The organism is Saccharothrix longispora (assembly GCF_030852425.1).
GTDB lineage: Bacteria > Actinomycetota > Actinomycetes > Mycobacteriales > Pseudonocardiaceae > Actinosynnema > Actinosynnema longispora.
Genome location: NZ_NSDM01000022.1, coordinates 1 through 15,324 on the forward strand (window position 1 = coordinate 1; position 15,324 = coordinate 15,324).

Below are 15,324 nucleotides of genomic sequence, written 5' to 3' on the forward strand. Positions count from 1 at the left end.
ATGTCTGCTGCTCTGGTCGGGGTGGTGCAGGACGCTACGGGACCGGGCCGGCCGTCGGCGTCGCGGTGGTGGGCGGCGGGCCCGGCTGCGGCAGGTCCGGCAGCGGGATGAACTGGATCCTGACCGCACGGTTCAGCACCGCCGGGCGGTGGTTCTGCGCGTCGAAGAACGTGACTTCACCGCCGACGTTCCAGGCGTTGATGACGTGCCCGGTGCCGTCGGGGCGGGTGATGCCGACGCTGACGTGCCTGCCCGGCTGCGCGGCGAGGTGGTCGACCACCTCGTGGAAGTTCGCGACGATCCGGGACGTCGACCCGAAGGTGGACTCGAGGAGGGCGATCGAATCCGGGGCGGACAGCGGCGGCGCCTCGACCGGGCGGCCGTGCAGCGTCTCGTGCGTGGCGATCACGCAGTACAGGCAGTTGACGTTGTGGCCGGGGACGTTGTTCTCGAAGTTCACCCGGTTCACGTTCGACAGGCCGGGGTAGGCCGTGTTCGCCCACGTGGCCGCGGCGTTGTCGTCGGCGAACGCCGCGGCGTGCTTCGTGCCCGGCGGCAGCCACCTGGCCAGCTCGGCCGCGTGCTCGGCGTCGTGCCGGGCGTTGAGCCGGTCCTCCTCGACCTTGCGCTCATCGGCGTGGAGGGCGTCCAGCTCCGCGTCGGCCTGCTGCCGCTCCTGCTCCTGCCCGGCATCGAGGTCCTGCTCCGCCGTGAGGCGTTCGGCGTCCTGAGCGGTCTTGAGCTGCTGGGCGGCCTGCTGCCGTTCGACGAGCTGCCACTGGTCGAGCTGCTCCTCGAAGCTCCTGCGCTCGTCAGCCATCCAGGTGGTGAGCTCCTGCTCGACCCGCTGCCGCTCGGCGGCCTGCTCGGCGTCGAGCTGCTGCTCGACGGTGCGCAGGAAGGCCGCCTGGTTGTCCATCGCCTGCCGCCAGACCTGGTCCGGGTCGAACGACCCGGGCGCGACGGCGAGCTGTTGCCGGATCTGCGCCTCCACGAGATCGCGCTCCCGGGCCTGCTCCGCCAGGACCTGTTCGACGACCTGCCGCCGGCGCTCCTGTTGATCGGCCGCCCGCTCGGCGTGGACGCGGTTGTACTCCGCTTGGAGCCGGACGACCAACGCGTTGCGCCCGTCGAATTGGTCCTTCAGCTGCCGGGCGCGAAGTTCCTCTTCGGCTTTGAGCCGCTGGTCGTCGAGCCTCGCGGCCAAAGCGGCACGACCGGCGTCGCGCTCGGCCTGGTGCTTCGCCTCCAGCGCCATCGCCCGGGACTGCTTCGCGGCCGCCTGGCGGGCCGCGACCGCGTTGCTTTCCATGATCCACTCGGACCGGTGGAGCAAGGCCAGGGCAGCGGCGGCGGCGTCACGCCGGGCGGTGGTGTCGACCGTACCCGTGCTCGGCGTCGGCGAGTTCGGGGTGGGCGAACCGAAGGCACCGGGCACGCCGAAGGCGCCTGTCGCCGTGGCCGCCGACGCGCCGAAGGTCTGCACGACGTGCGGGGTGTAGGTGCTCCGGCCGTTCGGACCCTGGACCGCGTCCACCTCGATCGGGGCGACCTCGGGCAGGTCCGTGCCGAACGGCGTGTAGGTCGTCGGCGGACCGGACGGGTGGTGCACCACGATCGGCGTCCGGAGCTGCGTCGCGAGCGCCTGCGCGGCGATGTGGTCGGCGTTCGCCGCGCTCTCGGCGTCGGCCCTCACCTGCGCGGGGTCCGGCACGTCGGGCAGCGGACCCGTCTCCACCGGTCCACCGTCCGGGTGAACGTCGGGACCCGTCATCACGTCGCGCCACACCGCGCCGGGGACCTGCCTCATGGTGAACGGGTCGAACTCCGGGTTCGCCCCGGGTTGCACGACCGAGTTGACGAGGTCGCCGTTGGTGGTCGGGTGGTCCGTGATGAAGTCCGCGAGCTGCCGGCGGATCTCGATCTCGACCTCCGCCTGCGCCTTGGCGTCACCCCTGAGCTTGCCCGTCTCGGCGCTCAGGGACGACACGTAGCCGGTCACGTCGAGGCGCAGCGACGCCGGGTCGATTCCCCGCGTCCAGCCCACCGCGGCGTACAGGCCGTTCGGGGCGGGCGGGAGCGTCGAGGGCAGGTTCGAGATGTTGTTCATCGCGCCGAACCTGCGCTGCATCGACGCTTCCGGCCCGGACATCGCGGTGTTGACGCCCGCGACGGTCTTGACCAACCGACTGCTCTGGTCGAGACCCGCCATCACGCCCGGGTGACCGGGCACCGGCGTCGACATCGCCGAGTCCATCTTGCGGCTGGGGCCGGCACCCAGGTCCTTCGCGACCTTGGCAACCTCCTTGAACTGGGGCGCGGTCGACGGCTGGGGCGGCAGTCCGCTCGGACCGTCGGGTGCTGTTCGCACGGGGTTCGGGTTCGGATCGGCCACGAGGTTCACGGGGTCGCGGTTGACGCCGGCGAGCTTCGGGAACTTGTCCCGGAAGCCGCCGAGGCTCGTACCGCCCTTGTCGCTCTTCGTGTTGAAGAAGCGGTCCGCCACACCGCCCAGCGCGGCGTGCGACTGGGGGACCGAGCCCAGCTCGGCGTAACCGAGCGCGATGCGCGTCAGGTCCGTCTCGATCGCGGCGCCCTTGAAGTCCGAGATGAACGCCTGGGTCCGGATCGGGTGGCTGTAGTTCTGGGCGTCGACCGCCAGCTGCGAGAGGTGGAAGTCCATCCGACCGGCCGCGTCGATCCCGCCGTCCGCGGTGGCGTCGGCCATCCTCCGGTCGTGGATGGCGCCGAGCTCGTTGGCGAAGAAGTTGTTCAGCGCCTTGCCGAGCATCGAGAACTCCGCGCCGCCGTTGCCGAACCGCACGGTCGGGTCGACCAGCGGCGCGACCCCGTCGAAGAACAGGTTCGGCTCGGGCGTGTACGGCAGCATCGGGCTGGTCTTGGCCTGCTCGACACGGGCGTCCATGTCCTGCGTGATCTTCCGGGCGAAGTCCCTCTTGAACTTCTCGGCGTCGGCGAGTTTCTCCGCGATCTTCTCCAGCTTGGCGATCCTGGCCGCGTCGGGGTTGCCGGAGGCCCGGAGCTTGGCGATCTGGTTGACGCGCTTGGCCTCCGTGTCCCGGACCAGGGTGTCGAGGTCGGGCGTCCGGTAGCCGCCGCTGAACATCAGCGGGCGGGCCGGCGGGAGGCCGTCGGGACCCTTCATGCTGTCGACGACGTGGTTGAAGATGTGCCGACCCGACGGCACGTCGCGCGAGCCCAGGTCGAAGTCCTGCACCGCGATGTACGGGTGGCTCCCGTTGTTCGCCATCGCCGAGATCGCGAACTTGTTCGGCGTGCTGTCCAGGGTCTCGTTGCGCATCGTGCCGTACGGCAGGTTGCCGCTGGACGGCATGTCCCAGGTGAAGCCGGTCAGCGCCACCGGCACGTCGATGTCCGCGAGCACCGGTTCCAGCTCGGCCAGCTTCGCCTCGACCGCCGCCCGCGCGTTCGGGTCCAGGTCGCCCCGGGTGTTCACGCCGATCACGAACGCGACCTTGCCGTCGAGGCCCTCCGCGCCCGCCGTGATCCGGTCGACCACGTTCCGCAGGGACTCCGCGTCGATGTCGCTGACCGGCACGATGGCGTTGACGACGAAGCCGACCGGCCTGTCGTTCTCGACGTTCGCCTCCAGGTCCGCCAGGTAGCCGCCCGGCGTCGGCAGGTGGACCGGCCTGCCGTTCGCGAGGTTCCTGAAGGCGTCGTTGAACCTGGTCGTCGCGTCGTTCCTGAGGTCGACGACCAGGCTGCTCGCATCGTTGTCGGTCATCTCGGTGCCGGCCGCGGGGGGTGGCGGGCTGTTGACGTCGTCGTCCCACGTCACGCCGGCCACCGGGTCGACGTCCAGGCTCGGCCCGCCGGTCGACCCACCGGGCGCGCCGTCGGCGCGCGGGCGCTTCGCCCTGTCCTCGGTGCCGGTGTCCCGGGTGCCCTCCGGACCGCTGTCGCCTTCGTCGTCGCGCTTGCGCTTGTCGCCGGCCAGGACGACCGAGTCCGCCGTCCGCTCCGGCGCCTCGCCTTCGCCGAGCACCCGGAACTCGCCCGACTCGAACAGCTGGACCTTCGTCGGGTACGCCTCCACCGGACCGGTGCGCCCCAATTCCGTGTTGATCCTCTGGAGCGCCCCCAGCCGGCCCACCTCGCAGCTGAGGAACGTCAGCGTCCACGAGGGGTCGGTCAGCGCCGCCACCACCCGCAGGAAATCCTGCTCGGGCAGCACCAGTTCCCCGCCCGAGGTGCGCGGCAGGTGGAAGCCCCGGTTGTCGTGGTGCGCCACCACGAAGAACCGCCGCGCGCCGGTGCCCAGGACCGGGAAGTGCCGCGTCGCGCCGTTGGCGAATGCCCGGACCGCGATCCCGGCCTCATCACCCGACAGGAACGCCGCACCGACCTCCCCGCTCCTGTCGTGCAGCTTCACGACATCAACCTCGGTGGACGGCGCCCCGGCGGGCGGTGCGTCGGGCTGGTCCGGGGTTTCGGCGGGCGCGGGCGCCTCGTGGTACCGGCCGCCGTCCTCGATCGACCGCACCCCCGTCCGGGGGTCCTGCTTCACGAGGCGATCGGCCACCCACAGCGTCACCGGTACCCGGTCGGCGCGTTCGAACGCCCGTCGGAGGCGACGGGCCGCCTCCGTGCCCTCCGGACCGCCGAGGACGCCCAGCGTCGTCACCTTGTGCTCACCGGGCGGGTGCGGCGCGGAGGTGTAGATCCGGTTGCCGGTCAGGACCCGGCCCGCGTCGTCGGGCCGGAGCCGCACCACGTCCCCCTCGTACGCGAGGTCGTAGCTGGTGCGCGCACGCACCAGCACGCGGTCGCCGTCACCGGTCGCGGTGATGAACCAGGGCGGCACGGGTCCGGCAGACCACCCGTGGGGGAGGTCGACGAGCTCGACGACCTCCGTGTGCGAATCGGTGTCGAGCGGCACCTCACCGGTGTAGTGGGTCACCTTCGACTCCACCTCGCTGCGCCGCTCGGCGGTCATGAGGATCGCCTCGTGCGGTTCGACGGGGAGGATCTGCCCTTCGAGGAGGCGGGTCACCGGGTGCACCAGGGGGAAGGTCATCACGTCGTCGGGTCCGGGCGTCAAGCGGTGGAACACCCGGAACGCGCCACCGCGCACACCTCCGACGCGGTCCGGGCCGAAGTCCGCCGGGCCGTCGAACCACAGCACGTCGCGGAAGTAGCCCTCGCGCGCCATCCCCTTGGCGAAGTCGTCCACTTCAACCGGCGCGTTGCCGAACGTGGCGAACAGGAACGGCAGGTCCGGGTCGGTGCCCGCCACGTCGCGCAGACCGGTGCCCTCGGCGAGGACGCGGGCGAGGGCGAGGGCGGACAGGGACTCGACCGCGCCGTCCGCGCGGGAGACGAGGTAGTCCGAGTCCGAGCGGGTGCCGAGCAGCAGCGGCGGCTGCTCTCCCGAAGGCCACTCCCGCTCCCCCGGAGCGACGGCGGCGTCACCCAGCAGCCGCGCCACGCTTTCCGGAGTGGAGTGCCAGGCCCACTCCGCGGCCCGGGCGACGTGGTCGTCGTCACCCGGTGCGCGCGCCACCACGGCGACGACCCGGCCGTCATTCCTGGTCAGCTCGGTCAGCTCGACGTCACGGGAGCGCAATCGCGAGACCGGCCGGAACGAGTGCCGTCCGTTCCTGGTGACCAGCGCGTAGACGTCGCGGAAGTGGTGCTCCGCGTGCAGGGCCGAGGCGAAGTCGAAGCCGACGCCACCCGCCCGGACCCGCGTGCCCGCGTCCTCGCCGATCAGCACCACGGGGCGGTCCGGGTCGGCTTCCAGGGTGTCGGCGAAGTCGTTGTCCAGCAGGAACAGCGAGCCGGTCTCCTCACCGCCGAGGTGCACGGCGCCGCCGTCCAGGTCGACCTCGACGTGGCGCTCGGCGGAGTCCAGGACCACCAGGACCGGGTCCAGGCTGTTCCAGCGGCGATCGCGCCGCCGACCTTCCCGGATGTCGCGGACGACGTCTTCCAGCGCCTGGGCGAGGGGGCGCGGTCCCCGCAGGCGGAACTCGCCGTCGCCCTCCTTGGCGATCAGGCCCTCGATCGGCAGGCCGGGGCCCCGGAGGAAGCGACCACCCGCGGGCAGCACGACGGGGAGGTGGGCGTCGTCGAGCACCCGTCCCGCGAACTGCAGTGCGGGTCGGTACCCCTCCACCTCGTGCAGGAGCCGCAGCAGTTCCCGGTTCAGGTCGCCTGCCGCCTCGTCCCCGAGGGTGACGAGCACCAGAGGTCTGCGCACCGGGCCCGCTGCCGCGAGGGAGGAGAAGCCGAGCGCCGTCAACAGGCGCAGCACCTGCCGGGCACCCAGCTCGCGCACCCGGTCGTCGTGCAGGCGGATGACGTACCGCCCCTCCTCGCTCTCCAGGTGCAGCGTGAACGGCCGGGCGCGGTCGCCGACCGTGCTCGTCGCCCACGGCGCCGTGACCGCGCGGCGAACGGTCCGGCCCCTGACGGCGACACCCATGAGGTGCTCGGTCCCGGGACCGAGCCGCGCCGTGGTCTCGCGCAGCGACCGGTACCGGCGGTCGTCGGCGAGCAGGGCCATCCCCCGCGTCCCTCCGACGCCGTCCTCCAAGAGCTGCCACCGCACGTCCGAGGGGCGCAGCGGTGACACGTCCACGAACCGGGCCGCGTCCAGGTTCACCCGCACGGCGTACGGGGGGTCCAGCAGCGGCCTGGTGTTGACCTCGACCCGACGGAGGGGGCCGTCACCGCGCAGCGCCTCGGCGAACCGCTCGGCCGCCACCACGTGCGACCCGCGCCAGTCCGACCGCTCGACCACGAGCACCACGCGCGCGGCGGTGTCCTCGGTCTTGAGCCGGCCGAGGACCTCGGCGGCCAGGACCTCGGGGGTGGCCCACCTGTCGTGGATGAAGAACATCTCGCCGGCGAAGTGCGCGTACACGTGCACCGCCGCCGTCGCCGGCATCACCGCGTTCAGCTGGTTCCAGCGCGTCACATCGGCCGTGAGCCAGGCCGGGGAGGGGAACATGACGCCGGGGCGTTCGCCGCCCAGCACCACCGAGTCCCCGGTCGGCGCGGCGGGCTCACCCCGGACCAACCGCCGGAAGCCGCCCGAACCGGTCAGTTCGACCCGATCGGGGAAGACCTCCACGCCACCCCGGTGGCCGTACAGCTCCGCCCAGTGCCGCAGCGGCGCCGCGTCGGCCACCTCGCAGCTGAGGAGGGTCAGCGTCGACCCCCGGGGCACCACGCCGGTGGTGATCAGCAGCAGCATGAAGGCGCGCTCGTCCAGTACGACCTCCCCGCCGGCCCGCAGGGGCACGTGGTACCCGGCGGCGTCGTGGTGCGCGGCGACGTGGAACCGGCGGGAGCCGTCCCCCGTGGCGCCGACCCGCTCCGCGGCGCCGTGGGCGAACGCCCTCCGCGCGACGTCCGCCTCCCGCTCCGGGAGGAACGCGACACCGATGCGGTCGCCCCGGCGGTCCACCAGGTCGACGAGGGCCACGTCCTGGAGGCTCGGCGTGGGCCGCTCGTCCTGCGTGGCGCGGTCGCGCACCGCGAGCGACGCCGCCTCGGCGGCACGCCGCGCGAGTTCGACCTCCCGTACCGCGGAGGAGTGGGCGTCCTCGGCCTCGTGCTGCCGCGCGGTGGCGGCGGCGACGGCCTCGGCCAGGGCATCGACGTCGGCACGCCGACGAGCCGCGGTCTCCCGGTGGAGCTGCGACTCCTGCGCCAGCACCGACCGGATCGACGCCTCGTCCGCTTCCGCCAGCGCGTGTCCGGTGTCCCGCACCTGCCGCTCGGCCGAGGCGGAGCGGTCGCGCGCGGCGGTGAGCCGAGAGTCCAGGTCCGAGAGCGCGTCCCGGGCCCGGGTCAGCTCGTGGGCGGCGGCACGCTCCGCGTCCAGGGCGAGGCGCTCGGTCTCCGCGTGGGCCTCGAAGGCCCTCCGGACCTGCTCCAGGTCCGAGGCGGCTTGGTCGTGGTGTCGCACGGCGTCGGCCGGCGCGGTGGCGGTCGGGGCGTGCGGGCCGGCGAAGCCGTCCCCGGGTCGCGACTCCGACGAGCGCCCGTTCACGACACCGTCGGCGTCGGCGATCCGGCGGGGGAATGCGGACGGGGTGTCGCCCGAGAGGTTCGACGCGTCGAGGAGGCCGAGGTCGAGCGCGATCCGGCGGGCCAGGAACTCCGGCCCGCGACCGCCACCTCCGGTGAAGGAGTCGACCATCAACCCCGTCGCGACCACCTGCCGGAACTTCTGCTGCACCTCATCCGCCTGGTCGTCCCGCACCACCGGCGACGTCCTGGTGTTGCCGGTCACGGACCCCACGATGCCGTCCGCCCGCACCACCGCGGAGGCGAACGACCTGTCAGCCGATTCCAGTGCGGCACGCAACGGCGGAAGTCCCTCGGCCACCTCGGCCAACGACTCGACGGTCCACGGCCTCTGCCCCACCTCGACACCGCGGTCGAACAACTCCTGAAGCCGATCACGAACCGGCCCCCGACCGGTCGCCCGCCGAACCGTCAGGACCACAGCGGCGTCCTTCAGCACCGACCGGGGCACACCCGCGTTCGTGGTCCGGAAGTCCAGGACCGCCCTCACCCGCCGCAGATCCTGCGTCGCGTCCGCCGCCGCGCCGGTCAGCAACCACGCCTGGGCCGCCGAGACCTCCTCCGGAGACAACTCCGGCAGCGCGAACTCCCGCGACCCCAGGTGCAGCGCCGTCTGGTGCGCCATGATCTCGGCGGCCAGGTACGGGCTGTCCGCCACGGCGTTCGAGGGCACCAAGTGCGGGATGTCCGTCCGGATGCCGGTCAGCAGGTAGTCGGTGACGTCCTCGACGAGGTGGCGGATCTCCTCCGCGTCCGACTCCCCCCGTCCCACCTCTTGGTCCGCGTCCCCGTCCACCTGGTTCCACCACGCGTCCGGTGCGAACACGCCGGACCTCACGATGCTCCAGGCCCGGTCGAACGCGGCGTTCGCCAAACCGGCGGCGAACACCTCGATCACGTCCTCCCGCACCCCGTCCGCCCCACCCTCGGGCCCCAGGAACTCCCGCACCCGAACCCGCGCGACTTCCTGAACCCCCTGCGGCACATCGCCCGAGGCGGCGACAGCACGATCGGCCGTCGCCGTCACCCCCTCCGAACCGACCGGCGACACCGGCAAGCGGTACGCCGACAGCCGTCGCCCACCGCCGTCGACGTCACCATCGACGAGGGCCATGCGGTTCACCAGACCCGTCGCGATGACCGTGACGAAGTGCGACGGGTCCCGGGACAAGCTCGTCCCGGCCATGCCCGACCTGATGAAGGAGTTCGCCCACGAGGTCGCGACCTCGGTGATCATCGCTCCGACGACCACGGCCAGGTCCTCGGCCACGCCCGGCGGGACGGGGCTGTAGGAGGTCCGGAACGCCACCACGGCTTGCGCCCGCCGGTGCACCGACTCCCAGTTCCGGTGGTCGACGAACCCGGTCCTCAACCCGATGCGGTGCTGCCTCAAGCCCTCCGCGTCCCAGATCCTCGCCGAGGCTCGACGAATCGCCCTCCTGCGGCCGGCCATGCGATTCGCGATCTCCCGGACCGACGACACCACGGTCGTCGGGTCCCGGCCCTCGACCAGCGCCTCGGCGGTGAGGTCCACGAGCTGCGACCACACCTCCGCACCCACCACGCCGGCCGAGCCACCGGCCTCCCCCACCACCTGGGGAGCCCGCAGGTAGACGATCTCCTGGAGCGACGGTGGCATGGCGAACACCCGCTTGCGGGCATCCAGCGCCCGCCTCCTCAACAGGTCCAACGTCCGGCTGACGTCCTCCCCGAACCAGTCGTGGTACAGCAAGCCCATTCCACGACCAGGAGAAAGCGGTTCTCCGCCGTCCGAATCCGAATCCGAGTCCGAGGTCGAGTCCGAGGTCGAATCCGAGTCCGAAGTCGAATCCGAAGTCGAAGTCGAATCCGAGTCCGAGTCCGAAGTCGAATCCGAAGTCGAGTCCGAGGTCGAGTCCACGTTCAGAAGAGGACCCGAGTCCGAATCAGAGTCCGAATCAGAGGTCGAGTCCTCCGGCGTCCCGGATCGCAGCAGTTGTTGGGTGAGGTTGTCGATCTGCCACAGGTGACGTGGCCGGACGACACCCTTGCCGAGGTGGTCCTCGGTCGAAGAACCCCCATCGTCAGGGCGATGCGGCCGCAGCACGAAGTCGGCGCTGCCGCGCACGTGATCCGGCCGGTCCGGAGATTCGTCGGGAACACCCAGGAGCGTGCCGACCTTGCTGAGGAAGTAGCGGAAGTCGTCGACCTGGTCGTACATGGAGCCGGAGGTGTGCCGGGAGTTGTCGAAGTGGGCGTTCGACCAACTGGTGAATTCCACGGTGACGTGGAACTGCTCGCCGCCCGGGAGCCGGTATCCCCGGTTGAACACCTCGTCCATCCTCGCCAGTGCGCGGCCCAGCAGCGCTTCCGGTGGCCGCTTGTGGAACTTGAGGACGAACTCCCGGACCTGAACGCCGTCCACCTCGAATTCCCGCAGGTCGTAGGCGATGGAAGCTCGCGGCCCGGCCGGCACGAACCGGCGCGAGGTGATCGTGCTGGTGCGGAGGGCTTGGAAGTGCTCACCGCGCACGGTGCCCAGCAGCGGGGCGTCCCCGCCGACCTCCCGGATGCGATCCGGTGACACCGGGTCACGCGGCTCGAACCACTCCGCGCTGGGTGCCTGGCTGTGCCGCCACGACGGGTCGCCCAGGATCGCCCACCGCGCCGCCCGGGCCGTCAACCGCTCCCTCGGTTCCGCCACCAGCCACTCCGCCGGTCCCACCGGTGGCAGCGTGGCCAACGCGTAACTCATCGGCTGCGGTCGAAGGGTCCAGTCCACGAAGACTTCCACCCGCCCCGCCGCACCCTCCTCGTTCACCACCTCGACGAAGACGTCCCTGTTGTGGAAGACGGCGGCCACCCGGGACGCGGCCAGTCCCCTGAGCAGCACACGAGCCGGCTGGTGCCCCCACAGCGAGCGCTGCTGCTGCGCGGCCTCCAGCTTCGCGGCGAACCTCGACACCGCCCCCGGCAATGACCCCGGGGTGTCGTCGCGAATGAGGAAGACACGCTCCCGGACGAAGTTGTCCGGCGTCGAGGTCTCCGGGGAACTCGGAGAACGGAGGTTCGCGACGTCGACGAGTCCCAGGTCGAGCGCGATCCGGTAGGCCAGGAACTCCGGCTCGCGAACGTGCCTGCCGACCAGTGCGTGAACGACGGCCTCGGCCGCGACCACCGTGGTGAAGGACTCCAGCACCTCCTCGGCGATGCCGGCGGGCAGCATCGACGACGTCCTGTTCCCCCCGATCGTGGACAGGACGGTGCTGCGCGCCCGTTGCCGGGCCGCGGACACCAACCGGCGGTCCACCACCCTCCCCAAGAGCTCCTGCGCGGGCTCGACGCTCTCCTCCAGGCCCTGGGGGGTCCACCGTGCTGTCCCGACACCGATGCCGAGGTCGAACAGCTCGCGACGGGGCAGCTCGGCCTCCGCCTCCAACTCGCGCACCGCCTGCGGGGCGAGCCTGGGCCTGATCATCTCCGACATGAAGATCGCGGCGAAGTCCTTGTCCCGAGTGGGGGACGCGCCGAGGCGGGCCGTGCGGAAGCGGACGACGTCATCCGCGGCCCCGTACAGGGGAAGCGCCTGCTGCGGGTCGAAACTGGTCACCAGGCGCAGTGCCGTTATCGACTCACTGTTGCGCACGACGGACGGCGTCGACTTCCAGTCTCCCAGCTGGAGCGCCAACCGGTGCGCCTCGACCTCGACATCCCGATCCGCACCACCGGCCGGAACCCGGACCACCAACCTGGCGACGACGACCCTCTCCAGGCTCTCCGCCACGTCGCCCGGCAACCCCCCGGCGGGAACGCCGGACTCGACGAGGAGCCGCGCACGCCGCAACGCGGCCTGCACCAACTCCGCCGCAACCGCCTCGACGACGTCCTCCCGCACCGTGCCGGGGACCGCGTCCGAACCGACGGCGGTCCGCACGACGAAGGCCCGCGCACGCCGCCCCGCGGTCTGCGCCAGCTTCGCGACCGTCTCCTTCGCGCCCTTCGGCACGTCCTCGGGGTCGATCGACGGCACCTCGGACCGCACGTCGAAGCGCAGCGGGTGCACCAAGAACCCCGCCCCGCCACCGGGATGGGTCAAGGCGATCCGGCCGACCAGTGCGGCGGCGAGCGGCAGGACCAGGTCCTCCGCCGGCTGCGAAGGCAGGTTCTCCGGCCCGACACCGGAGGCGACGATGCGCCCGGCCCGCTCGGACGCGTTCCTCCACAACCCGTGCGCGAACACCTCGACCGCCGACTCGGCGAACGAGTGGTCGAGCACGCTGTACGACGACCTCGTCTCCACGATCGTCCGCGCCCGGCGCACCGCGGCACGCCAAGTGCGGGGCTCCACGGCACCGGACCTGGCCACCTCGCGCGCCCGAGCAGCCTTGCGGAGCAGGCGTTCGGGCGTCCACGTCCTCCGCGTCCCGCTCCGCTGCGGTGCCGTGCCGGCGAGCAGCGTCCTCGTGACCCGCCGGAGCGCCGACACCGCCGTGTCCAGGTTTCCGTACTCGGTCAGCGCCGCGGCGGCGAGGTCCACCAGGTCCGACCACACCGCCACACCCAACTCCTCGGCGGAACCGCCGGCAGTCTCGACCACCCGGGGAGCCCGCAGGTACACGACCTGCTGCAGGAACCGCGAATCGCCGAACAGCCGCCCCCGCGCGGCTTCCGCCTGCCGCGTCACCACCTCGTGCGTCCACTCGGTGGACTCGTCGGACAGCACGACCTCCAGCGGCCCGTGTAGCGCGTAGGCCGGCGGCTCGCGTCCGTCCTCGTCGTCCACCGGACCGGGGTCCGCGGGTGCGGGGAGGACCGGGGCGTACGGACTGGCGAAGCCGTCCTCCCGCTCCACCGGCCCCGCCCCGACCGACTGGGTACCACGCTGCAGCAGGGCGTTCATCCGCCGGTCGATCAGGACCAGGTCCTCGGGGCGCAAGTCCGACGAGCGGCCGTTCATGACACCGGCTACCTCGCTGATCCGGCGCGGGAAAGCCGACGCGGCGCGACGGTCCGCGACGTCGTCGTCCAGCCCCAAGACGTGCCCGACCTCGTGGGCCAGCACCTCCGGGCCGGCATCTGTCCGCCACGTGACCTGGTCCGTGCGCGCTTCCGTCGACCCACTCGCCGGCGAGACGCGCACGTGCGCCTCCCGCTCACCGGTGAACTCGACCGTCACGTGGAGCTGCTCACCACCCGGCAACCGGTAACCCCGGTTGAACACCTCCTCCACACCTCGCACGGCGTTCTCCGCCACGCGCGCCCGCTCCTCGGGGGTGAACGCGTCCGTCAGGAAGACCTTGACGGTGAGATCGCGCACCCGTGCACCGTCGACCGCGAATTCCCGCACGTCATAGGCGATCAGGGTCTGCACACCCGAAAGCCTGCTCCCGTGGTGCGCCACCACACTGGTGTCCGACACGTGGAAGTGCTCACCGCGCACCGTGCCCACGACCGGAGCGGACTTCCGCACCTCCCGCACCCGCGCCGAGGACACCCGGTCACGCCGCGGCTCGGACCAACCCTCCCCCGGGTCTGCCGCGGGCGCCGGTCCCGCCGCCGTGACCACCGCGGGCTCCACCGACCTCACGACCGGCGGGACCGGTGGCACCCGAGGTGCCACCGGGTGGAGCTGCCAGTCCACCAGCACGTCCACCCGGTCGGGCGACCCCAGGTCGTCCCTCGCCTCGACGTCGGTGGCGTTCCCGTCCCGGAAGACCCGGGCCACCTCGTGGGCGGCCCCTCCGACGACCAGGACGCGAGCCCTCCGGTACCCCGCACCCGAACGCTCGGTCTGCCGCCGCTCGACCTCCTCGACGAACCGCTCGACCTCCGCCCGCCGCTCCGACGACAGCGGTCCTCCGGCCACGAGGCCGTGGAACTCCCGCTCCGTCGTGAAGTCCGGTGAGATCACCGGGAAGTCCTCGTCCTCCTCGTTGTCGAAGCCGGTCAGGAGATCCAGGTCGAGCGCGATGCGGCGGGCCAGGAACTCCGGCCCGCGGCCGCCCCCGCCGACGAACGAATCGACCACCAACCCGGTCAGCACCACCTCGCGGAACGCGTGCCGCACCTGGTCGGTCCACCCGCTGCGCACGACCGGTGACGTCCTGGCGTCACCGACGAGGGCGTTCACGATGCTGCCCGCCCGCACAGCGGCGGAGGTGAGGGCCGTGCCCGATGACGCCAGGGCGTCGCGCACCTGCGGGGTCCGATCGGCGGCGTCGCGCAACGACTCCACCGTCCACGTCCTCTGCCCCACGCCGACACCTCGGTCGAACAACTCCTGGAGCCGATCGCGCTCCGGCGCTCGACCGGTCGCCCGCCGGGCCGCCAAGACCACGGTGGCGTCCTCGATCACCGGTGGGGGCACGTCGGTGTTCGTGGTCCGGAAGTCGAGGACCGCCCGCACCCGCCGCAACTCCCGCTGGGCGTCCACGTCGCCCTGGTCGTCCGACCACTGCCGCGCCGCCGCGACCTCTTCCGGTGACAACTCCGGCAGCGAGAACTCCTGCGAGCCGAGGTGGAGCACGGTCTGGTGCACCAGCACCTCGGCAGCCATGTACCAGCTGTTCGCACCGCTGCCGTCGGTCACCATCGGGAGGTGTGCCTCGGTCCCGGTGAGCAGCACGTCGAGGACGTCCTGAACGAGATCCGCGACCTCGGTCGGGTCCGCACCGCCCGGGTCCGCACCTTCCCGGTCGTTCCGCCGCCCGTTCAGGCCGAATCCCACCACGGCCGAGGCGCGGGCGAACGCGGCACCCGCCAGACCCGCGGCGTGCGCCTCGACCTCGCCGTCCGACACCGAGCCCGCTCCCACGGCGGTCAGCTCTCCGGCCGCCAGGGCGTCCCGCACCCGGCGCAGGGCGGCCTCGCGGACTCCCTCCGGTACACCGGGCGGGGTGGCCGCGACCTCGTCCGGGCCGCTCGGGAGCACCGGCAGCCGGTACGTCAGCAGCCGCGCGTCGCCGTCGCCGACGGCGAAGGCCATGCGGTTCACCAGGCTCGTCGCGATGGCCTCGATCATGCGCCCCGGGTCCCGCGACAGGTTCGTGCTGTTGGCGCCGTGCAGGAGGAGGGAGGTCGCACGGGCGTGCGTGATTGCCCAGATCAGTGCTCCGGCGGCCACGGCCAGGTCCTCGGCCACCGCTTGCGGGACGGGGCTGTACGAGGTGCGGAACGCCACGATGGCCCGTCCCCTGCGGTGCGCCGATCCCCACTTCCGGTAGCCGCTGAACTCGGTTTCCACGGTCAGCCGGTGCGCGT

At 72.2% G+C, this 15,324-nt stretch carries 1 protein-coding gene (only partly in view); it reads right to left on the reverse strand.

The window, feature by feature from the left end:
* Nucleotides 1-34: 34 nt before the first annotated feature.
* On the reverse strand, nucleotides 35-15,324 hold the 3' portion of the coding sequence (locus CKY47_RS33760; protein ID WP_306750420.1) for a WXG100-like domain-containing protein. Its footprint extends 11,704 nt past the window's final position; 15,290 of the gene's 26,994 nt are visible here — the last part of the coding sequence; its start codon lies beyond the right edge, outside the window — the gene reads right to left on this strand; it ends in the stop codon at nucleotides 35-37.